The organism is Microbulbifer mixtoriginis (SeqCode) (assembly GCF_052467705.1).
The window spans coordinates 4,070,776-4,093,649 of record NZ_CP174322.1; the positions used below are offsets into that span (position 1 = coordinate 4,070,776).

Consider the following 22,874-nt stretch of genomic DNA (forward strand, 5'->3'; position numbering starts at 1 on the left):
GATTATGCCTCTAAAGCGGAAGCGGTTGCTGGTTGGTGTTGTTGTGACTCTTGCTCTGCGAGCCAAAGGGGATTAGTCAGGTCTCCACCGACAATGGGGACCGGACGTTCAGCGCTGTCATCGTAACCTTGACGCAGGCGTACGCGATTAATACAAACGCGCTCGATATGGGGACGAAACAAATTAAACTGCTGGAAACGCTCCGCCATATCGCCATTATCTCGCTGTGCGGAATCTTGATATCGGCGTAGGACCTTGGCTAAAACTCCGTAGAATTTCCTTTCCTCTAGACCAATCTCTGTCATTAATTGGGCGGACAGATAGCGCAGTACTGTGACAAAGTGACCGGTAAACAGGTCGTGAATAATAAAATTAGCAGGCAATTGATCGAGAACTTGTGCCGCCGATTCCGGCAGGTCCGCACGATCGGGAAAATCACCCTGAGCGAGACGCAGATCTCCCTGGAAATCCTTCAGAAGAACACGAACAACTTTGTTGTCGCGCAATACCAGCGTTAGGTTTTGCGAGTGAGCTACCAAACCTATGCCATAACGGCTAAGCAGGTGATAAAGAGGCACCACCGTAGCGTCGAATAGCTGCTCAAGCCAAGCTTCTACTGAAAGGCCGGAGGCTTCAATCAGAGCAGAGATTACAGACTTGCCGCTGCTATCTTTCTGTAATAACGCGGCCATTAAAAGATGGCGCTCGCCCTCAGCACACAAGCTTGCCGGGCTCTGCCTCCAGGTAGCTCCCAGTAATTCACGGTAACGATAGGGCGCGCCCTTTATCGACTCTTGATGTAAGTGCGGTACATGCAGGCCAGCTACTTCTTGAAGAACACCGGTGCCCCGCGATTGTAATTGCTCATCACGCTCACAGAGTAACTGCATCCATTCAGATAACGCCGGTCCGCAGCGCATAAACTTGCCTGGAATTCCACGGTAGCAGGAAGTATTCAATACCGTTAATGGCAACTTCACATGGAGAGCCTGCGGGCGCTTCAAGTTGGACAAGGTACGTAGTGAAACCTGCGGCAAATATTCATCGCCAAACTCACCGAGTAAAACCAAGTCACCACTAAAAATCTGTTGTGCATAATGCTGACTAATATGATGCTGCCATTGCCATGGATGCACCGGCAAGGGCAAAAACTCTTGCCAGTTAACCCCTTTCTCACGACATTTATCGTCCAGCTGCTGTAACTGTGATTCACTCAGGCTTTCTGCCAATAGCTGAGGCCAATCCCACAGGTCGCTATTGCCACTCACAGCGAGATCCCGGCGAACAACAAGCCATAACAGCCTGACCCCCTGAGCGGCCTCTGTACCAAAGGCGTTAAACTCTTGTGCGCCCCAACCGATACGGCCTTTATTCACCATAGCCTTAGGATGACCATCCAGTAGGCACTGCAATTTTTCATCAGTTAGTGTGGCTAGGGTATGCGCTGTGAGCGATTCACGCTTTTGCAGCAAAGTAACATCCGCAACCAGGGTATTGGCCAGTTCGTGTAATAAATTGCCCAAAGTACTGGGGGAGGCTTCAAGATCCAGAGCAGCATCAATAAAAAACTGTGCTGCGTCATCCGCAGGTATTACTTGCCCATCACCTTCCCGCTCAATACTTTGCGCATCAATTAATAACCAATCCCACACAGTTAACTGAGCTTGGAAACGATAGATAACACCAGAAGCAAGTTCCACAAAGTAACGGGCACCCGTTTCTAACTTTGCCGTCAGAGCCTGTTCATAACAAAGCTCAGCCAGCGATTTCACCAGCAGGTTTCTATTCGCCTGCTTCCAATATTTATCGCCGCTCATATTCCCCCCATACTCTGAAAGAATTCGTCTCGCTTGCACATAATCAAAGCAGCTCTTTTGTGGGGAAAATCAAATTCTTTAACTTTTTTCCAGCCAAAAGTGCCGTTGATGTATTTAAGCAATGCGCGATTATCTGCGCGCGGCTCTCCAACCAAAGTTTCTGTGCGAGCATCATCCAGAAACATAAAATGGGTAACACCATTAAACCAAGCCTGAGCAAAACGGCCTCCCAGAAAGCGTTGGTCGCCAACCAACATATGTGCACCGCGATCAAATGGCTGGCAGTCATAGTAAGGTGCGATACGATCTTCAAGCGCCCAATAAATTTCAAAATAGGCAAAGGGCTCACCATCAATACAGGCGATCAATGGATGCTTATGGGGATCTTGAATAACAGAGTCAATAAACTGTCTCTGCTTTTCTTTATCACCTTCTTCTTCCCAAAATTTTGCGACACGCTCCTGGTTCATCCAGTTGGTAAAGCGCTCCAAATCTTTCTCTGGATCCAGGTGACGTAAACTGAAATCTATTCCCAGTGTGTGGAAATGACGGTGATAAACTTCCCCTTTAGGTGGTTCCGCACGGAGAGGGTGGCGAACTCCCTGCGTATTTTCTACCCATTGCAAAGGAAACTTACCGGCATTGTTACCTCGATACCAGAGCTCTGTACGTTGATAAAAATTGCTGCGGGAAACTCGGCTTACCACGGTATCCGCATCGACAACATCCATATTTTGCAATGCTGGATTCAGCGCAAAAAGCCAGTCGAACCAGAGATCTAACGCTTCTAACGAATTTTCACCAGACGACAGGATGAAAATTGCTATTTCCTGTCCGGGAACATATTCAATTTGAAAATAATTATCGCCATTTAACTGGCAACGATATCCTCCCACAGCAACTTGCCAAGAGCGCCCATCGGGAAGCTGACCGTGTTCCCCTAAAGATATTTCAAGCGCAGCTGTTGAGCTGGTCATAATTCTTTCCTTTCAATTTTTATCGTCACGGTGATCAAGCTTCGGCAACTTCAGCGTCTACTACCGTTCGCAGGGGGTTCGCCATAGTGTGATAGATGGAAAGCGGGTCTTCGGTGGTGGTTTCATTCATACCAATCACCGCACATTGAAAATTGCCCTTAGCCCAAATTTCATCGGCATTGAGCAAATACGCCAAACAGCTAAAGTCACGTCGCTGGCCTTCGTACAACAATTGCAGGCGCTCGCGCAGCTGGCGCAACAACTCCTGCTCGGAAATTAAACCTGCAGCGGAAAGCGCACAGATCAAACCAAAACAGCTATTAACAATCAGGTAATAAACAAAAAGGCGGTTGGCCATTTCTTCGTCAATGACATTCTCACTGTCCTGAGCCAGATTAGGCAGGTAGAGTTTGAGTAATTCCTCACCCAGGCGACTATAACCACTGCCTTGACAATCTCTGAAAAAACCAGCCACAGGCAGAGCACCCTCGAAGCTCAAAATCAGATTTTGTTGATGGGCGCCAAATAAAATTCCAAAATCGGCTTGGGCAATTAGCAAGGGCTCAATAACTGCATCGAGAAAAGCCTTAAACCAGCGTTTGCTAGCAGCCTCAATGGAAATATTTTCCTCTCCAGCGAGGCGCTGTACCAATTGCGCAGCCCGGCAGGGAGCACCATTAGGATGATCCTGAGTCAATGTTGCCAGCAAGCAGGTATTTTTTGCGGCTGTTTCCAAGAAAGGATTTTCCCGAAACATAACCAGGCTTTCTATAATCTGCTCACCTCTACTATCGGCAAGCATCAGGTAAGCCGGTTCTGCCAACACCTGGAAGCGCGGGTAGCGGCTGGCAAACTCCTGCCCCAGAGGCGTATCTCTTACTTTTAAGACTTCGAGACCACGCACCATTTCTTTTGGTTGCAGAGTACGCACCGAATTAGTCAGCCTCAGGCTGAGAGAAAACTTGAGCATATAAGGGCTATGAGCGCTGTAAATTGCGCGCAGTGAAGAGGTTGCCCGCCACGGTTCCCTGCCCTCACCCAACTCAAGAATTTTTCCACTCTCAAGTAATTCGGCCACACGTGGGTCTTGCCCTAGCTGACGCCACTGCCAGGGATGTGCCGGGATAGCAATAAATCCTTTCGGTGCCACCGGAGCACCATCCGTTGCACGCACCAGATCGGCAAACTGCGCCTCGCTAATTTCCGCTCCACTGGCTCCAAGCAAATATTGTGGGTCCACCCCCAGCCACATCAGGGCAAAACTATTGCCAAATTCCGGGGCGTAACATTCGGCATCCTTATCGGTAAATGGATCGCGGCTTTTAGGAGTCGGATGGATAGAGTGTCCGCATAAAAGTGCCTGTTCCGACTCGACAAAAGTGAGGGGCTGAGTAAATAGTTTCTCTGTATCTGCGTGACGAGCATCCAGTGCCTGAGCCATATTTTTCACGCTGGCCGAGACCCTGCGAGTAAATTGCGCTCTGGATTCTGCTGTGGCGCCAGGGAAAAAAGCAGGCTCCTGTGCAACCTGCTGCGCCGCATCGGCAAACCCAATAGTTTTGCTGGCACCCTCTGCGTTACGCAATATCATCGGCAGGGTAAACTGGTGCCTGCCACACTCACTGCGATAGGAGACACTCAGCCAGAGTTCGGCACCACTGGCCGGTAGAGGAATATGCACCGCCGGTACACTGATCCCTTGTGGAAGTTGCTCGCCAGCTCGTTCGTGCCAAATACCGCTATCTGTCTCTCGCAGTAGCGCATTGAAGAAGCAGTTGGCTGACATTCTTTCCGCAGCCATATTGACCTCCGTATCCCCGGCGGTCATAACTGGATTTTGAGCAAAAGCATCGCCGTCGACGCCGCCAGTGCTGGCTGCATCGGATTGAGGATTATTCATGGTGGTGATTCTTTATCGGCTAAATCTAAGTGAGAATGGTTTGCATTAGCCTTATGATGCAGGTAAATTTCTCGCACTTCAAGCCCATTGCCAGAGAAATTATCTGGCTGTGAACTCTTGCACAGGAAAGGGTCGCGTTTTTCTGTGATTTTTTATGAATTTGTTGTGGAGTCCCGGATGCGGAGATCCCTGAATCACCCCAAACATCACCTGCGTAAAATCAATATGGTGGTGGCCAGCCAGGGAGCTGCCCAGGTTGTTCTACTGACTCAAATTCCACTCATCGTTGAGCGCTGTGGGCTGAGTCTGGCCAGCATCGGGGGGTTAGTGGCCCTAGGTACTTTTTGCCTGATGATTGCCGGACCACTCTGGGGTGAAATGGGAGACAGGGTTGGCCGCAAGCCAGTACTACTCGCAGGGCTGACTGGAGCACTGCTGGCCCAGTGCCTCTTTGTGGCCCTGTTGGTGGCCATGTCCCAGGGGTACCTGGAGGAAAGTAATGCCCTAATAGCTCTGGCAATCAGTCGTGTCATTTATGGGTTGAACGCTGCGGCCATCTACCCCTGTTGCCAGGCTTGGGCTATTGACCTGGGGGAGCCGGAAAAGCGTTTATCAATTCTTTCAGGCTTGAGTGCGGCGGCTAATCTGGGACGAGGACTCGGGCCACTACTTGCCTTGCCGGCTCTCCTCGCTGGCGCTCTTTGGCCTCTGGCGTGGCTGATATTGCTACCATTCATCACCCTCGTTTTAACCGCCGGTCTGCCGAAGGGAAAGAGCCATATTGCAGAAACAGAATCCTCTGAAAATTCCTCCCTCCCTCCTGGTGCTCTAGCCCTTTTTGCCACCGCTCTGCTCGGTACCGTTAGTGTTGGTCAGCTGCAGGTTGTCATGGGACCTGCTCTTAAAGATCTCTACGGTCTCAGCGCCATGGGCGCCTCATCAGCTACTGCCGTATTGTTGGCTGCAGTGGCGATTTGTGGGTTCCTGGTTCAGATTGGTCTGGTGCGCAAACTCAAGGCGCCGCAGATGAGTTTTATGTTGGGCGTAAGCTCCCTATGCACAGGCACCATCTTGCTCTCCAGTACCCTAGGTAGCCTGCTCGCAGCTGCCGGCCTGCTGATCTTTGTGGTGGGGATTGCCTTTTTGGTACCGGGCTACAGCGCACTTTTGAGCCAAGCGAATCGACGCGGAGGCCGGCTATTTGGATTTCTATCACTGATGCACACCGGCGGTTACACTATCGGTTTTGCCATCGGTGGCTGGCTTTATGAAAGGGATCCGCAGCAACCTTTAATGGGATTACTGGTCAGCGTCTCACTTATCGCGCTTTTTGCACTACTCAGCAGCATAATCAGCAAGAAAAAGAAAGTGGGACAGACCCAGTACACTGCCAGGTAACAAAGTTATTGCTTAATTTGAAAAAGGGTGGCCTGTGCCACCCCTAAAGATTCAGAGATACCGCTGCCAGAATTCGGCCTGCCCAAACTCTTCATCCAGCGTATAAGGCTTGAACCCCGACTTGCGATAGGCATTCTTCGCGGCAAAGTTTTTTTCCAGTACTTCCATAGTCAGCTTACAGCCCCCTCTCTTTTTTGCCTCTAACGCCACAAAGTCCATCATGGCAGCGCAAACGCCCTCCCCCCGGGCGCGCTCACTGACGATAACATCGTGAATATTTATCAGCGGCATACAGGAAAATGTGGAAAAGCCGGTGAAACAATTAACCAAACCCAAGGCCTCATTATCGCTATAGGCGAGCACGCTGAAAGCACCGGGAAAATTTGCCAATTTAGATACCAGCTCATTGCGACAAGGCTCTGGCAATGGCCCCCCTCCACCAAAAGGATGGCGGGAGTATTCATCCATTAAATGGATAATATCCTCAGCCTGATGGCTGTCCGTATAATTTGCCAAAACTACACGCAATGCGCTGGAAGTCTCCGGGGTAACCAAGGCCATTATTATTCCTCCGACTTTTTCCACCTGGGAAATGCAAAAGTATTGAAAAGCGAGTATGTAAACAAATTTTTGTTAATTTGACGATTATTACTGTCAAATAAAATCCACACCGCTTTTAAGCGCTCTTTTCATTTCCTGGTTAATTTATCGGAAACAGCAAAACTCAAGCCAAGGGCTCTCTTTCCAGTTCTCGACTAAAGGGGTCCTCTCCACCATTCATTGGTTCAATAGCTCCTTCCTCTTCATCAGAATAAGAGGTGTATCCACGCAGCCGAGTCCGCCGCGCCTGTAGCTGGCGCATACGCAAACGGTGCCGATCAGCAAATCCAGAGCGCAAGGATGTGCGCTGTCGCCTACCGGGACCGGAGTGATTCCTTCTCGCCATCATTTCTCCTTAAATTGAGACCCAATGCTAAAACATAGTCATCTTTCAGGTTAGCCCATACCCTCTTGGCCCGCAGGAATAAAGCCGCTATCCTCCCAACATTATGTCCAATTAGTCATATCAGGATACAAACCCATTGCACCCGCTAGATCATCTATTAAAAAATAATCAGAACTGGTCCGAGGCCACCCACAAGGACAACCCGGACTTTTTCTTAAAGCTTTCAAAGCAGCAATCACCGGAATACCTTTGGATTGGCTGCGCAGACAGCCGTGTGCCCGCGAATGAAATTGTCGGGCTTTTGCCCGGTGAGCTGTTCGTACACCGCAATGTCGCCAATGTGGTGGTGCATTCTGACCTCAACTGCTTATCCGTTTTGCAGTACGCGGTAGAGATTTTGAAGGTCAAGCATATTATCGTGTGTGGGCATTACGGCTGTGGTGGCGTACAGGCGGCACTACACAACGAACAGCTTGGTCTAATTGATAACTGGCTGCGCCATATCCAAGATGTTCGCGACAAGCACCATACTCTGGTTGACTTATTCCAGGAACAGCAGCGTACAGACCTACTGTGCGAACTCAATGTCTTGGAGCAAGTAATCCATATTTGCCAAACGACAATAGTGCGCGATGCATGGCGCTCAGGGCAGTCACTCTCTATTAACGGTTGGGTCTACGGGCTAAAAGATGGGCTCGTACACGATTTGGGGATTTCCATTCGCCACCCAGGAGAGATTGCAGACGTCTATCAAAATGCACTGACAAATATTTCCCAAGGCAAACACGATTAGCAGCACCCTCCGACATTCTCCCTTATATTTGCCCTAAGCCGGTTGCCCTACAGCCGGCTACTGTCTAGCTAGCACGGGGGCACCATGCCAGACTATCGCCAATGGGAATGTCAAATCTGCGGCTGGATCTACGATGAAGCCAAGGGCTGGCCTGAGGATGGGATAGCCCCTGGTACCCGTTGGGAAGATATCCCCGAAGACTGGTACTGTCCCCAGTGCGGAGCGCACAAGCAAGATTTTGCAATGTGTGAGCTGGATAAAAAGAAAAGCCCCCCTTCTCCACTTGATACCGCGCTTGACTCCCAGTTACCAACTCATCAGGGCACAGCTACTTTTCGCCTCTGGGAATGCATGGTGTGCGGATGGGTCTACGACGAAGCCAGGGGGTGTCCAGAGGAAGGCATTGCTCCCGGCACCCGCTGGGAGGACATCCCCGAGGACTGGAGCTGCCCGCAATGCGGAGTGGGTAAGGAAGACTTCGACATGGTGCTGGTGACTCCGGCATCAAAACCTATAGAAAATGACACTGAGCTAAGTGGCGGTGAAGCTTCCAGCGAGAATCAAGCCCCACTAGTGATTGTCGGCACAGGCCTGGCCGGCTATCACCTAGCCTTGGAGTTTCGCAAGCTCGATACTGTAACCCCCCTGGTTCTGATTTCCAGTGATGATGGGGCCTTTTACTCTAAACCCCTTCTATCAGCCTCCCTTTCCCATGGAAAAACAGCCCAGCAGTTATGCCAAACCAGCGCTGAAGAAATGGCGCGTAAATTGGACGCACAGATTCTCGTACATACCCGTGTGGCTTCAATTTCCCCCCACAGCAAAACATTACAGTTGCAGCAGGATAATGATAACCACGTAACAGATATTCCTTACGACAGGTTGATATTGGCGACTGGTGCCCACTGCCGCAAACTGCCGGCTATCGCGGGCAATGCCCACGCAAGGCTATTTAGAATTAACAACCTGACAGACTACCACCGCTTTCGCACCGCGCTCGTTGGCTGCCAGCGGGTCCTCCTGATTGGTGCAGGTCTGATTGGTTGTGAGTTTGCCAATGATTTGGTGCAAGCCGGATATGAAGTGGCTGTGGTAGATCCTCAGGAGTGGCCGCTCGCCTCTCTCTTGCCAGAAGCTGCCGGTCGCGATCTCCAGGAGGTGCTCAATAACAGTGGCGTTCGTTTTTATCTGGGGAAATCCATTCGCTCCCTGAATCAAAATCCTAAAGGTATTGAAGCCCTACTGGATGACGGTGAGACGCTAGTGGCAGATATCGCCCTGGCGGCACTGGGTCTAGAAGCCAATACTGCCCTGGCTAAAACTGCGGGACTGAAAATTCAGCGGGGAATTGCCGTAGACCGGAAATTACAGAGTAGCAATCCGCATATATTTGCCATTGGCGACTGTGCGGAGGTAGAGGGGCACCAGCTGTTTTACGTCGCTCCCCTAATGACTTGTGCCCGTGCCCTGGCTCAAACCCTTAGCGGCAATCCCAGTCCCGTACACTACGGCGTTATCCCGGTTGCGGTTAAAACAACCCTGCGCCCCACAACCCTCTGCCCTCCCCATCCAGGCGCCAAGGGCCGCTGGCAAGTATCTCAAGACACAAAAGGCGTCTGTGCCGAGTTTCGCAACAGTAGGGGAGAACTGCTCGGTTTTGCACTGACTGGCACCGCAATTACAGAAAGGGAGCGACTGATGAGTGAGTGCATGCCGCTTATGGACAATAAGTCATTCGAATAACGATATTCGAGCTTCTTTTACTAGCTTGCGAGGCAAGACGCGCAATCAGTACGCTTTTGCCGTAAAATGGCTGGCTAGCACAGTTTTTGTACAAGCAACCATCGTATGTCGACAGAAAGAAGCTCCATTATCACTCCCTCCCCTCAACAAAGCCGCCTGCTGCGCGATACTCTGGGCCAGTTCGCTACTGGGGTCACCGTTATTACCACGCAGGACTCTGAGGGACAGCCTGCGGGGATGACCGCCAACAGCTTTAATTCAGTATCTCTGGACCCCGCACTGGTTCTATGGAGTATCGACAAACAATCACTGGGCTACGAGGCCTTCACCAGCCGCGAACACTTTGCAGTACACGTACTGCGCGCAGATCAGCAACACGTTTCCAACCTGTTTGCCGGTCGCGGGGCCGATAAGTTTGGGCAGATTCAGTGGAGCGAGGGCCCAGATGGAATACCTCGACTGGAAGAGTGCGCCGCCTATTTCCACTGTCGCCGTGTCCAGTGTATTGAAGGTGGGGATCACACCATCCTGCTGGGAGAAGTTTTGGAGTTCAGTGCTTTCGGCGGCGAACCCCTAATATTCCACCGCGGACGCTATCGCGCCTTGTCTGGAGAATAAAAAATCCAAAGTCTCCACCATCAAGACTTTTAAGGGGGCACTCTGCCCCCTTTTAAATTTTCCAAACCTATAAAGGTATTTGCCTGTCTGCATGGGTTAACAACCGATAGACTTAAATCACCCTTGCCTCATCATTTAATAATAAGCTTTTAAAAATTATCGGGGGGAGTTAAGCAACAATGAGCCCAAGCACACTTTTCTGTTTTGCCCACCGGGGGTACCAACGCCAGGCCAGTGAAAACACTTTACAGGCCATCAGCCAAGCATTGGCGTTAGACGTTGATGGTATTGAAATCGATGTCTGGAATATTGGTGAGCAACTCTTGGTAACACACGATAGGCGCCTGGGTAGACTACTTTCCGGCAATGAGCTGATAACTGATCTACATCCAGATGCCCTGCGCCAACGCCTCCTACCCTGCGGTAATAAGATTCCAACCCTGCGTGAAGTACTGGAGTTAATCGGTAGTAACGCCCAGCTCAATATAGAGATCAAGGGTCCAAATTCAGCTGCCCTAGTAGCCAAAGAAATACAAACATTTGTCAGCGACAAGGGCGTAAGCTTTGATCAATATATTGTTTCCTCTTTTGATCACCGACAACTCCACGAGTGCTTACAACTGATACCCAATGTGCGCCGCGGAGTTTTATTCAGTGGTATTCCCCTCGACTTAGCCGCGAGCACAGTGCCTTTGAAGGCTTATTCCCTGCATACCAGCTTGGATTTTATCAGTGCTGATTTGATTGCCGATGCAAAACAGAGAGGCTTAAAAAACTACGTCTTCACGGTTAACAGCCCTGATGACCTGATACTCCTAGCCTCACAAGGTGTGGACGGTGTTTTTACTGATCAACCAAAGATAGTACTGGACTTCAATATGCAGGTTATTACGAGCGGAAAATAGATCTGAGTCTTCATAGAGATTGGTCCATGAACAAAAAAACCCGGCAAATACCGGGTTTTTTATTGCTTACAATAAGTACTTCAGAGTAAATTTTGATTGGCAACGGCTATCAATTAATGAAGGCTTGATACCAGTCCCCAATCAAAAACCCAATCCACTAAAACTCTGCACTCGCACGGAGATACCAAAAGCCGCCGTTAAAACCAAACGGTGATGTCAGAGCATTGCGAACGCCTAAATATTGCAGAGTACCGTCTTGTTCATCATCGGGCTGCACATCAAAAATATTTTCACCACCTATGGATAATTTATAATTTTCATAGAGAGTAAAGGTCGCCTCCAAGTCCACCAAAATTTCACTACCATAACTGTAGGTATCCGTAGCATCACCAGGACCAAACAAACCACCAGTAGACTCCCAATCACTGTAGCGATTGAATCTTAAGTAGCCGCTAAACAAATCACCTGTATCAAAATCAAAAGTCAGAGTTGTGCGATCACTGGGCACCTGATTTTCCAGGTCGAAGACTCTGGAGGCATTAATCGTATTAGTTTCTACTTTACTCACTTCTTGCTTATTGTGGTTGTGACGTAAATCCACAACCAGTAAATTACCTGCCACTTCAAAATCACTGGTAATGGCCAAGTCGATACCTGAAACTTCTGAATCGTATGCATTGACAAAATAGTTGGCATTGCTGTCTTTCAATAAGGCAGCATCCTCTACCCCTGCATTCTGTAGCAGCTCGATTTCTTCTGCGCCGATTTTATTGTTGCGCAATGCAAGGCGGTCTTCGATGTCAATGTTGTAGTAATCAAGAGTGACGCTGGTATTGCTAAACGGCGTAAACACTGCCCCTAAGGTAAAGCTGGTCGACTCCTCTGGCGTCAACTCTTTTGCCCCCAAGGCCATTGCTACCGGATGGTCCACCGGATAGGTACCACTCGGAATCAGGTTACCACTGGAATCTGCAGTTGTAGTGACATTAAGGGTATTCACTTGCCCAGGTGTTGGTGCACGGAAGCCCGTATTCACTGTCCCGCGTAGAGCAAGGTTCTCATTGACATCGTAACGAGCTGAAAGCTTCCAGTCGGAGGTGGAACCAAACTCATCATATTCTTCTAAGCGCAACGCCACGCCAAGGGTTAATGCATCAGTAACATCCGCTTCGAGGTCGATATAAGCGGCAATACTCTCAATACTGAAACTACCGTCTGAGTCTTTGGAGAACCCCTGAAAACCATCTGAGCCAACACCAAAATACACCGCCGTTGGGCCAACCTCAGTAGATGCAGTATCACCAGCTCCAATTGAATAGGTTTCCTCACGCCATTCAGCGCCAAAAGCAACATTCAGTGGGGAGGCAAAGACGGCAACATCAATAGGTTTCACAAAATCTGCATTTAGACTGGACTCTTCCTGGGTGAGGGTGCCCGGTTTGAAACTAGTGGGTGACAAAACCCCGAGGCTGGGATTAATAGAGTTTTTCAATACATATTCCACCTCATTCTCTGCAACACGAGCACGCAGATCCCAGGTCAAACCATTTTGAAATTCTCCACGAGCACCTATTACAGCGGAGATATCCTGAATTTCTGCACCAAATTGTGGATTGTAACCACCCGGGAATTGAGTATAAATCGGGTTGCGCAATACATAGCCACTGGGGCTGGAGTCATCCGCTACCAGGTAATCGGACGGATTTAAGCCTTGAGCAACAATATAATCAATCAGTGACTGAGGGGCTGGATCTGGCAAATAGTCAATACTACCCGGATCTGCAGGGTCATTGGGCATATCAACTTGTAAAGTGCCACGAGCGGTAAACTCATGTTCAGGATCTAATACTGGACCACGATAAAAGAAGTCTGAAATTGTTTCATTATTCGAGTAACCAAAATTTCCGTACAATTCGAAATTGTCATTAATTTCAAGGCCGCTGTTGACGAAAAATTTCAGTGCCTCCACATCCGGGTCACCCCAACGTTGGCCGAGCCCATCAAGGGGAACTAGGTTTTCACCAACTACAGAACCCACAAATTCCGCATCTGGGCGAGCAACCCCCCGCCAAGTTTTATCAGCTTTGGAATATTCTACAGTGGCATTAGCAAACCCCTGATCAAAAAGGTTGAAACCAGCATTAGCGGCAAAAGAATTACGAGTTCCATCCCCCTCAAAATATTCACCAGTCTGAGCAGAAAGAGCAAAACCTTCAGCAGCATCCTTTAAGATAATATTAACCACGCCGGCAATAGCATCGGAGCCATACTGGGCCGAAGCACCATCACGCAGCACCTCGACTCTTTCGATAGCCAGTGAAGGCAACGTGGAAAAGTCCACCGCCTGAGCTCCCTGATTGACCGTACCCAGAGGAGCGAGCTGTAAATTCACCAAAGCAGAACGATGCCGACGAGTGCCATTGACCAGTACCAATGTTTGGTCCGGGGACAAATTGCGCAGGGTTACTGGACGAATAAATGCCGTACCATCGGCGATGGGAAAGCGCTGGGTATTAAACGAGGGAGCAATTTTTGCCAGAGACTCGGTGAGGTCAAAGCCTGCTTGATCTGCCAACTCCTCTCCGCCAACTACGTCAACCGGTGAAAGAGTTTCTGTTGGGGAAACACCTTCCTTACGGGTACCGGTAGTAATCACCTCTTCCATAGTACGATCATCGACTGTCGAAGATTTTTCATTCCGATCCTGCGCAAAAGCACTTGGAGCAGTCAGCGCGATGGCGATTGCCAACGATAAAGGTTTTAGCAAATGGGTTTGCATATTGCCCGTCCTCTCTTCTCATTATTAATTCGGACAGCACACCACAGGTTACCCCTGATAAGTGATGCACAGTAATTTTCATGCGCACAATTTCAATAACTGTGCGCGACTTATTTCTGTGGGAATATGTCAGTTCGCCAAGATAGCTGCAAATTTTGGCGTCAGTGCTAAAAGACTTTCACTTTTTGGCATTTTCCCTCGTTCGATTAGACAACAGTTACTCTGGAAACCAAAATCCATGGCGTTTAAATTAATTTATAGCAATGACTGTCAGAGCCGACTGCCAGCCTTAACTGCCAATCATGTCATTTTTTTGCTGATATTTTAAAATCGAGGATGGAGATAATAGGCCCAGGGAAGAAAATTCCCTGGGCCCTCTTTTTTTATTGCGGGGTATAGGTGACATCCAGCTCAAAGTTGGAAGTTTGACGGCTGTATCCGCGAACCATGATGAAAGCTTGACTATCACCGCTCGGCACTTGTAGCGAACAATTTTCAGCTGAACCATTCTCGTAGGGCCGGCAATCGTAGTAGCGCCAGGTCGGGGCTGCTCCAAACCGCACGTATAGATCAGCGTCATTGGTGCCGGTCATATCCGCAACAAAATTGGTTGCCGGTGTCACGCTAAATGGCCCGTAATGCTCCTCTCCACCACGAGTCACACTGCCAGAGAAACTTTCCGTTTTCTCCTGACCTGGATCGGGATCCGGGTCGGGATCAGGACCTGGATCATCACCAATGGATCCCTTGGCCAGCTCTGCCACATAAGCGGCAGCCAGTTTGCCGAACTTCACAGCGTGATTTGCATCGCCACCACTGTTGGCTAAAGTGTCATTGACAGTGTGGATATAAGGATTAGAGCCATTAAATGTGGCCTCGAAAGGGAAAGAGGCCGCGAAGCCCTGGTTGTGCCAGGAGGCATGATCCGAACAAGCATAGCCACAGGTAGTTGTGCCGACACTAAGGTTCCCCAGATAGGTCTGAGCAAGATCTTTCAGGAAGGCATTCTGTGAGCTGTTGGTGTAATCACCAATAATATAGATATCACTGTTTGAACCATAATAATTGGTCATATCCAGTTGTAGAACACCAACCACATTTTTATTTTGGTTCTTGTAATCCGTAGCAATATCATCGGAACCACGCAAGCCAACCTCCTCTGCCGCATACCCCATAAAAGCCAGAGTTTTTGCAGGCTTGTAACCTGTTGCCACTATGGCATTCACCACATCGGTCAGAGTGGCGATACCCGAGGCATCATCATCGGCACCCGGTGCCCTGGTGCCTTCCCCGGTACCCCAGCCAACGGTGGAATCCAAATGCGCCCCCAATACCACGATTTCATCAGGGTTTGTTTGCCCCTGAATAGTGAGAATGACCGAAGGCTGAGCCCAACTATGGCTATAGAGCTGCACAGATGCATCGCTGCGAGAGCTAGTCAATGCTTGCCATTTATCCCGAATCCATTCAGCACCAGCTACGCCTGTAGTAGTGGTGTAATAGCGATTGGTAAAATTGGAAAGGCTGGTGATTGTCGAGCGAATATTTGCCTCAGAGATTTCCGCCTGTAGGGCATTCACCACATTTTCATTATCAATGGTATAGCTGGCAATACTCGACACAGTGTTAGCCAGTGGAGAGAGCTGCGCAGTTTGCGCCTCCTGCAGGGAATCATGCACCATAAAGCCACCACAACGATTGTGGCTATTATGCATTATCGTAGAAATTTCGGATAAATTATCCTCATTCACCTTCAATATGGTTATACCATTGCGCTCTCCTAGTGCATTCAGGGGCTCCTTAGCCATTAACGCACTGCTTTTTTTCAGGGATTGATAACCGTCACTGCCGATTGTTATCCACAAGTCCTCAGCTAAAGTTACACCGGGTACCACCAGTAACCCTAGTAGCGATGTACAAATCATTTTTTTCATTATCTTCTCCACATTGATTGATTCCCCCAGCGTAAGTCGGCAATTTCCCAAAAAACGCAGGGAGGCACTGAAGACTCATGCAAAATCCTTGCACAAACAGCATGTACCGATGCTGACGACATTAAAAAAACCCATAAAAAACGTTCTTAAATACGCAACCTGACTCAAGAAGAAATACTGTACGACATATGGATTTATTTTTATTATTTAAACTTTGATAAACGCCGGGGTTAACAGATAGAAAAACTCAATAAAAATCAAAGAAACAAGCACCAACAGAAAAATGGTACTTGAACAATTTAGCACCACTCACCAAAAAACAAATAATAATTTTTAAGACTGAAGAGAACTTAAAAAATTCTGAATATAAAAAGTTTCACTATTGTGAATAGAGAACGACAAACACCAGGCGAATTAAATCCAATAAAGGGCTATTAGAAAACGATCGAAATCACCCAACATAATGAACTCTGTTGGATTAGACAGGGCCTATCGGGCAATGAATTACACTGCCTTCTTAACTCTATGCCTAAACTCTTACCCCTCTTCATTTTCATCTTATGTAGAGAGTGCAGAGACACTTTGGCATCGCACAAGGTTTATTGAGCCTTTAACCCATTCCCTTCAGCTTACAGTCAGGTTGGCTCAGGTAAGTTGCCCTTTTATCCCGATCATAGGAAACAGCAGTGAAGCTTAGATTTGGAACCCTTTCTTTGGTCGCCATCACGCTCTTAAACACCGGTTGCGCCACCATGAGCAAAGATGAATGCCAAGTAGCCGACTGGCAGGCACTGGGTTATGAAGACGGCGCCGAAGGAAGAGGATTGAGTTACATGGGCAAACGACGGGAGTCCTGTGCAAAGTATGGCGTTCAGCTCAATACCAGTTCCTACCGCAACGGGCGGGATGAGGGGTTAGAACTTTTTTGTACAGAGCTACGCGGCTTTTCTGAAGGGCGTTCAGGGGAAAACTACGCCGGCGTTTGTCCCGCGGGCCTTGAAGGGCTCTTTCTGAAAGGCTATGAAACCGGCCGGAATCTTTTCATTGCCAAAACTGCAGTTGAAGAAATTGAAGCGGCTATTCACGATCGAGAGCTGGAACGTGAGCACCTCCTAGATGACATGACTGAAATAGGTGCCCAACTGGTTGAAGATGAAGCGACACGCGAAGAGCGGGTCACCATGCTGGCCGACATCGCACGCCTTAAGGTGCGCCATACAGAGCTGGGACTAGAGATTGACGACCTACTATTCGAGCTGACACAAAGACAATTGGAATATCAGGATTTATTGGCTATATCTCCCTACCCACAATAAGTAACAGGGTAAACCCAGGCGGAGGAGAAGAGAAACTGTTCATTAAACGACCTGGAGCATGGACAAATTAGTTATTAACGCCACTCTTCAAATAGTCTTATCTGTAAGGAGTTATTATCTTCCGTCTTTAAATAAGTTTCTAATGCAGAATCCAATATAATTTACTGGCAGTATAGTTTTATTTTATTTTTGTTCTAAAATAAACGACTGAAACAAAACTCTAACTGTATCCAGCTAACACTAAATTCTCTGGGCCCTGTCTATTTAGCTTCTATAAAAACAGTCATTATAAAAAGAAGACTAAAGAAATTGCTTACTTAGTCCCTAATTTTTCCCCGCATCGCCTTTACTTGAGAGCGGCGATTTTTATTTTTCAGGCGCCGCTCCTTTGAGCCTCGACTGGGTTTCGTCGCTATACGCGGCTTATCCACCCTGGATACCTGCTCGACCAATTGCTGTAAACGTTCCAAAGCATCTGCCCGATTTTTCTCCTGGGTCCGAAAGCGCTGCGCCTTAATAACCACAATACCATCAGCTGAAACTCTCTGATCACGTAATTGTAGTAGCCGGGACTTAACCACCTCAGGCAGAGAAGAGTTTCTAATATCAAACCTTAGGTGAATTGCACTAGAGACTTTATTTACATTCTGACCACCCGCCCCCTGGGCACGGACAGCGCTGAACTGCACATCAGCCAGGTTAATCTTTAGACGGGCACTTAACATAATTTCAAATCCAAAACCAACTCGATGACCATCAGGGTGAGAACTTATATTTTACTGAAATTCATCACTCTTTAGGACACTCTCCTTTCGGTACTCTGGTACCCCTCATTCTTAGAAAAACACTTGCCCTTCCCATTAATCAGACGCACCATGAATCGAACGATTAAAAAGCCATAGCGCATTTACCTAAAAAGAATCATTCAGTACTATTGCGCCACTTTGTGCGTGCCTCAAGGCCCCCCAATTTTGGGATGACCAAGCAGCCAGCCACTTAACCCGTGACTTATTTTATTGTCTGGGTCAAATCCGCTAGTATTGCCAAGCTTCCTTGAGGTACAGGAACAAAAAACAATAAAGATGCACGCCCAGTTGTTTCCTCTGGATTCCTCCCGATGTCTCCGCGGGTGTGCCATTACCGCGACTAGGAGAAAACCATGCCTAACGCCAAGCGCAGCCTTGCGGCGGCTATTGCACTTGCATCCCTTACCAGCGTTTCTGCAATTGCAGAAGAATCGGCCTTCAGCCAGGTTATTGCTTTTGGTGACAGCCTCACCGACGTAGGCAACTACGATGTATTCACTAATGGTGGCGATGCAAATGATATCGCTATCAATGTCATGTCCCAGAATTTGGGGCTGGGTCCTGTTACTCCCTCTTGCGCAGGCCTATCGCTGTGCCTCCCTGAGGTCAATGAGAATTTAAGCCAAGAAGAACTGCTGGCCTCGGCTAAAGCACAAGTAGCCAATGCTTTGCCTAATGTTGGCACTGGCTGGGCCGTAGGGGGTCATAAGGCAGCTGATGTTCTTCTTAATATTGTTGGTACCGAAAATTACCTGGCTTACTTGGAAGCTAATGGGCTGACCTACAACCCCAACATGCATAGTTTCGCTAGCGCTCTACTGCCAGACCCCACACGCGAAACTGCGACTGGACTGTATGCGGACTTAGACCAATTGGGATTATTGCTGCAAGGACCTACTAAGGTTGCAGAGCTCCTTGCAGCCGCAGAGCAATATGAGGCCGCTGGTGATGCTGTAAATGCGGCAACGTACAAGGCTATGGCAGATGGCCTACAAGCAATGATTGATGCCGCACCCGCCGCTATTATTGCGGATTCAGGCACTACCGGTAACCCTCATCCCACTGGACGCGGTTACTTGGAAACCACACTTGGTACCGTTGATGCCAATGCCCTTTACTGGGTAAATGGCGGCGGCAATGACTTGCTGAGCGGCTTTACAAGTGTCGCTAAAGGTGAAATGAGCATTGAGGAAGCCACTGCAAATGCAGGTCTGGCATCCGTGATGCTCGCGAGCGCTGCCGGCGCTTTATCCAACGCTGGGGCTAACTATATTCTGGTATCCAATGTGCCGGATATCAGTAAGACCCCAGTAGTTTTCGCAAAAGTTTCTTCTGACCTCAAAAAAGCTGTAGAAGCAGGGCAATTAACTCAGGAGCAGGCGAGCGCTCAACTTGCATCCACCCTGGAACAAGCTAGCAAGGCTTCCGAAGACTTTAATGCCAATCTGCTGGCTCAAGCCAAAGATATCGACGGCGTACTGATGGTCGACCAAGCCGGCCTGCTCAAGGTGGCCCTGAATAATGCCGGTCAACTGGGCCTGTCTACTGAATTCGAACAGGGCCAATATTGCTATGACGGCAGCGGCGGTGAGTGTATCGAGCATGAAGTATACGGTGCAAATGGCACTAACCCCGATGCTTCCAAGCTGATCTTCAACGATACCGTTCATCCCACCCAAGTTGGTCAGCAGGTTCTTGCCGACTACTACACCGCTATTGTGAATGCCGCTCAGGTCGCCGGTCAGCTGCCTGACATCGGCGCTCAGGCTGCTCGCACACACATTAACAGCCTGGATGAAAACCTGGCTGGTGTACGCTATAGCCAGGCCCAAACCGCAGTATTTGCTGGTGGCATTTTCGGTGATATCGATTACGACAACGGCTTTGCCGCCGATATGAGCGGCGATAGTAATGCCAACCTGATCGGTATGACCTACGCCCTTCGCGACAACCTGGAACTGGGCTTCGCGGTGAGCCGCTCTGATATCGATGTGGATAACGCCCGCTCCGATATCGAGTCCACCTCTACCAACTACAGCTTGTTTGGCCGCTTCCATCACGATGTATTCTTCGTTGAAGGTAGCATGACCCTGACCGATGTAGACTTCGACCAGGCAAACCGCGCCCTGACCCTCGGCAATAATTTTGCTTCCGAGCTGGAAGGCGATACCTCCGGTGAAAATACCACCCTGAGCCTGACGGTTGGTGCCAACCTGTTTAGCGAATCAAGCTTCCAGCTAGGGCCCTTCATCGGCGTAACCCGAGCGACCATGGAAGTTGACGGCTATACCGAAAAGGCCATCGAGGGCTTTACTTACACCGACTCCATGGGTAATGAGTACGATCCCCTGGGCATGAATTACGGTGACCAAGAGCGAGACTACAACACCTTGCGCTTCGGTGCTTTTGCCAATAAGAGCTGGAACACCATCAATGCCTACGCGCAGGTTTGGTATGAAGATACCAACGGTACTGACACAGATACCCTTGAGGTAGGTGTTAAGTCTATGGCTGGTAACATGAACGCTATGCCCAGCTATTCCAGCGTGGACCAAGGCCTCTTCGACGATGGTATGGGCCTGATTGCTGGTATTCGCTGGCAAGCGGCTGACTCCCTCGCTTTAAGTGCCAATGTGACCTCACGCCCAGCGGCTGAGCAAGCATCGGTCAATGTTACCTACCGCTTCTAATCCAGCTATAGGGCTAACACTCGCGCCCCTCAGGGGGCGCGACTCTCTTCCCTCTCCTAACAATTAAGTTCCTCCCGAGCCTCCTTCTCGCTATATAAACAGCTTACCGGCACAATACAAAGCCACCCCTCATTGTGAAAAAAGCCGGTATGTTTCAAATCACAACACCTAATTTAGTGATCAGTGAGCTCTGTGAAAGTGACTCGAAACTGATGCTCAACCTACTCAATGATGAGGACTTCGTGAGATATATTGGCGATCGCGGAGTGCGCACTCTTGAGCAGGCTAGTGATTACATTAAAAAAGGGCCAATAGCCATGTACCGCAAGTACAACTTTGGTCTCTATAAAGTTGAACTTGGCAATGGTATCGGCATCGGTATATGCGGCTTAATCAAGCGGGACTGTCTCGATGATGTAGATATTGGCTTCGCTTTCTTAGCAAAATATAGAGGCAGAGGCTACGCGTTAGAGGCAGCACAAGCCGTGCTGGAATATGCTCAACACCAATTAAACCTAGAGCGAATTGTCGCGATCACGCTACCCGAAAACACATCCTCAATAAAGCTGCTGAATAAAATTGGGCTTCAAGTAGAGAAAAATATTGTTTTACCAGGGGAAACAGAAGAGCTTCTCCTAATGGCATGGGAAGCTTAACAGAATGACAGAAGTCATTTGGTATCCCAAAATACTGCAACCAATAATGACCAACTCGTAAAAAGTGACTGGATAGAGTGCCTCTTCTGAGCCGACAGTTTCAACCACCGACTCAGCGGCCTAAGCTTAGCCTCTCCAGCTTGGCATCAGGTCCAACTTCCAACCATCTTGGCTTTTTATTATTCTGGGGGCATTGATTTTATATTTCATATCCATGTACTCCATCGTAATAACAAGTTTTGCCCGCTCAACGCCAAACTTAGTTTCGATAGAGTAGTCAATAGACTCCAGATCAGCCTCATCCCAATCAAAGGAATGATTTTTACTTTTCAATAGGATTTTCTTGTAAGCGGTTTGAATTCTACTTTTCTGGGTACGTATATAATCTGCACCCTGCATCTTCTCTACCAACTCATTGGTTCGCTTCATAAAACCTTTTTTACTGGATTCACGAATATCAGCATTTAGAGCCAACTCAATCAAACCTTCATGATCTTCCGCTGTCATAAATAAATCGTTGTAGCCTTCCTGATCCTGGGAGGTTAGCGCATCTACAAGATCCTCTGCCAAATCCTCTGGTGTTGAGTTTTCTCCACAGGAGGCTAGAAATATGACAGATAATACCAGCACAGCTATTTTTTTCATTTATCCCCTCAATCTAAAGACCATGAACAGGGGGCGGATAGTAGGCATGAGAACAATACCAATCAAGAGATTTTATGCTGACAGTAATCACACGTAATGACACTGATTGACTACAGCAGTAAAACTTCAAGATTGCTATTCTTCATTTGAACCCAGAAGTCCCTTCTCTTTATATCAGAACTCCAAACCAAGTTATGAACTGCGTTGATTGGTAGCTTATCACCAGAGACAAGTCCAATCTTTACCAGATATCGCTCCTACAAATCCAATAAAAATACAATTAAAAAATAAATTTTTACTCTTGAGCTTTTCGATTAGTCAACATCTAGGGCTGGCATCCAGGCCAAAATATTAAATAGTATTTATTTGTAGAAACATTGCATCTGAAGATATAGCCGACACGGTCAAGAATCGTGAAATTTCGAAAATGAATATAAACAACTAATTTTGAATCATAATCATCTATTTAAATCATTTCCATTGAGTAATTACACTATCAATTCAAGACAAATATGATAAAGCTTTAATGCCTTACAAAAATCATGGTTTCTTTATTGACATGCCACGGCGCTAAGCTAGTCTCCAACTTATTAATCTAGGAGAAGAAAGCCATGATAATCGCGACAGATATGCCTGAAGTGAGCAAATGTGCCGCAACTCAGTGTGCCTATAATGCTAATGATGCCTGCCACGCCAGGGCGATAACTATAGGTGAAGGCGCGGACCCAGATTGCGACACTTTCTTCACTAATTCCAGGCACACCCGCAGTTCCCGCACCGCGGGTGTTGGCGCTTGTAAAATGGAAGACTGTAAATTTAACGATGACTTCGAATGTTCAGCGGACCGTATAGAGGTTGGGCGCAATGGCAACTCAACAAATTGCCTAAGCTATACCCACTGAGCCTGGATCAGCTGGCAAGTTCCTCCCCAATAATAAAGCCCGAAAGCTA

18 protein-coding genes are annotated in these 22,874 nt (G+C 48.3%); 9 read left to right on the top strand and 9 right to left on the bottom strand.

Going from position 1 to position 22,874, the window contains the following annotated elements:
* Window positions 1-2 precede the first annotated feature (2 nt).
* The 3 genes from ACJJIB_RS17825 to ACJJIB_RS17835 are packed head-to-tail and all read right to left on the bottom strand — an operon-like array spanning window position 3 to window position 4,694.
* Window positions 3-1,817 carry an IucA/IucC family protein gene (locus ACJJIB_RS17825; RefSeq protein WP_444887035.1) on the bottom strand — a complete coding sequence of 605 codons (1,815 nt, stop codon included), beginning with the start codon at window positions 1,815-1,817 and terminating at the stop codon, window positions 3-5.
* A complete protein-coding gene (locus ACJJIB_RS17830; RefSeq protein ID WP_444887036.1) occupies window positions 1,814-2,794 on the bottom strand; it encodes a GNAT family N-acetyltransferase in 981 nt (326 codons plus the stop codon). The genes ACJJIB_RS17825 and ACJJIB_RS17830 overlap by 4 nt, the downstream gene beginning before the upstream one ends.
* 34 nt (window positions 2,795-2,828) lie before the next feature.
* Complete coding sequence (locus ACJJIB_RS17835) at window positions 2,829-4,694, bottom strand: IucA/IucC family protein (RefSeq protein ID WP_444887037.1); 1,866 nt, start codon at window positions 4,692-4,694, stop codon at window positions 2,829-2,831.
* A gap of 177 nt (window positions 4,695-4,871) precedes the next feature.
* On the opposite strand from ACJJIB_RS17835, the gene ACJJIB_RS17840 reads away from it, so the two are divergent.
* Window positions 4,872-6,092, top strand: coding sequence for an MFS transporter (locus tag ACJJIB_RS17840; protein WP_444887038.1), 1,221 nt, complete (start codon window positions 4,872-4,874; stop codon window positions 6,090-6,092).
* Window positions 6,093-6,143: 51 nt separating this feature from the next.
* Here ACJJIB_RS17840 and ACJJIB_RS17845 read toward each other — a convergent pair whose 3' ends face one another.
* Complete coding sequence (locus ACJJIB_RS17845) at window positions 6,144-6,653, bottom strand: GNAT family N-acetyltransferase (RefSeq protein ID WP_444887039.1); 510 nt, start codon at window positions 6,651-6,653, stop codon at window positions 6,144-6,146.
* A gap of 163 nt (window positions 6,654-6,816) precedes the next feature.
* The gene (locus ACJJIB_RS17850) at window positions 6,817-7,038 is read right to left on the bottom strand and encodes a hypothetical protein (protein ID WP_444887040.1); all 222 of its coding nucleotides are present in this window, start codon (window positions 7,036-7,038) and stop codon (window positions 6,817-6,819) included.
* A 136-nt stretch (window positions 7,039-7,174) separates the two neighbouring features.
* On the opposite strand from ACJJIB_RS17850, the gene can reads away from it, so the two are divergent.
* The 4 genes from can (at window position 7,175) to ACJJIB_RS17870 (ending at window position 11,097) form a co-directional block, all read left to right on the top strand.
* Window positions 7,175-7,831 carry a carbonate dehydratase gene (gene can, locus ACJJIB_RS17855; RefSeq protein WP_252083105.1) on the top strand — a complete coding sequence of 219 codons (657 nt, stop codon included), beginning with the start codon at window positions 7,175-7,177 and terminating at the stop codon, window positions 7,829-7,831.
* Between the two features lie 84 nt (window positions 7,832-7,915).
* The gene (locus ACJJIB_RS17860; RefSeq protein WP_444887041.1) at window positions 7,916-9,574 is read left to right on the top strand and encodes an FAD-dependent oxidoreductase; all 1,659 of its coding nucleotides are present in this window, start codon (window positions 7,916-7,918) and stop codon (window positions 9,572-9,574) included.
* A 105-nt stretch (window positions 9,575-9,679) separates the two neighbouring features.
* Window positions 9,680-10,192 carry a flavin reductase family protein gene (locus ACJJIB_RS17865; protein ID WP_252083106.1) on the top strand — a complete coding sequence of 171 codons (513 nt, stop codon included), beginning with the start codon at window positions 9,680-9,682 and terminating at the stop codon, window positions 10,190-10,192.
* Window positions 10,193-10,371: 179 nt separating this feature from the next.
* Window positions 10,372-11,097, top strand: a complete 726-nt coding sequence (locus tag ACJJIB_RS17870) for a glycerophosphodiester phosphodiesterase (RefSeq protein WP_444887042.1) — start codon at window positions 10,372-10,374, stop codon at window positions 11,095-11,097.
* 157 nt (window positions 11,098-11,254) lie between these two features.
* On the opposite strand, the gene ACJJIB_RS17875 is transcribed toward ACJJIB_RS17870, so the two are convergent.
* On the bottom strand, window positions 11,255-13,876 hold the full coding sequence (locus ACJJIB_RS17875; protein ID WP_444887043.1) for a TonB-dependent receptor plug domain-containing protein: 2,622 nt from the start codon (window positions 13,874-13,876) through the stop codon (window positions 11,255-11,257).
* A 383-nt stretch (window positions 13,877-14,259) separates the two neighbouring features.
* A complete protein-coding gene (locus ACJJIB_RS17880; RefSeq protein WP_444887044.1) occupies window positions 14,260-15,810 on the bottom strand; it encodes a M20/M25/M40 family metallo-hydrolase in 1,551 nt (516 codons plus the stop codon).
* 686 nt (window positions 15,811-16,496) lie between these two features.
* On the opposite strand from ACJJIB_RS17880, the gene ACJJIB_RS17885 reads away from it, so the two are divergent.
* Window positions 16,497-17,126 carry a DUF2799 domain-containing protein gene (locus ACJJIB_RS17885; RefSeq protein ID WP_444887045.1) on the top strand — a complete coding sequence of 210 codons (630 nt, stop codon included), beginning with the start codon at window positions 16,497-16,499 and terminating at the stop codon, window positions 17,124-17,126.
* Window positions 17,127-17,443: 317 nt separating this feature from the next.
* On the opposite strand, the gene arfB is transcribed toward ACJJIB_RS17885, so the two are convergent.
* A complete protein-coding gene (gene arfB / locus ACJJIB_RS17890) occupies window positions 17,444-17,851 on the bottom strand; it encodes an alternative ribosome rescue aminoacyl-tRNA hydrolase ArfB (RefSeq protein ID WP_444887046.1) in 408 nt (135 codons plus the stop codon).
* A 434-nt stretch (window positions 17,852-18,285) separates the two neighbouring features.
* Here arfB and ACJJIB_RS17895 point away from each other — a divergent pair, with 434 nt between their 5' ends.
* Together ACJJIB_RS17895 and ACJJIB_RS17900 are read left to right on the top strand one after the other, a co-directional pair.
* Window positions 18,286-20,622: an autotransporter outer membrane beta-barrel domain-containing protein gene (locus tag ACJJIB_RS17895; RefSeq protein WP_444887047.1), complete on the top strand. Its 2,337-nt coding sequence runs from the start codon at window positions 18,286-18,288 to the stop codon at window positions 20,620-20,622.
* A 134-nt stretch (window positions 20,623-20,756) separates the two neighbouring features.
* Window positions 20,757-21,278 (top strand): GNAT family N-acetyltransferase, encoded by a 522-nt coding sequence (locus tag ACJJIB_RS17900; RefSeq protein WP_444887048.1) that lies wholly within the window; start codon window positions 20,757-20,759, stop codon window positions 21,276-21,278.
* Window positions 21,279-21,404: 126 nt separating this feature from the next.
* On the opposite strand, the gene ACJJIB_RS17905 is transcribed toward ACJJIB_RS17900, so the two are convergent.
* Complete coding sequence (locus ACJJIB_RS17905; protein WP_252083114.1) at window positions 21,405-21,923, bottom strand: hypothetical protein; 519 nt, start codon at window positions 21,921-21,923, stop codon at window positions 21,405-21,407.
* Between the two features lie 611 nt (window positions 21,924-22,534).
* Here ACJJIB_RS17905 and ACJJIB_RS17910 point away from each other — a divergent pair.
* Window positions 22,535-22,825 carry a DUF1540 domain-containing protein gene (locus ACJJIB_RS17910; protein WP_252083115.1) on the top strand — a complete coding sequence of 97 codons (291 nt, stop codon included), beginning with the start codon at window positions 22,535-22,537 and terminating at the stop codon, window positions 22,823-22,825.
* Window positions 22,826-22,874 lie beyond the last annotated feature (49 nt).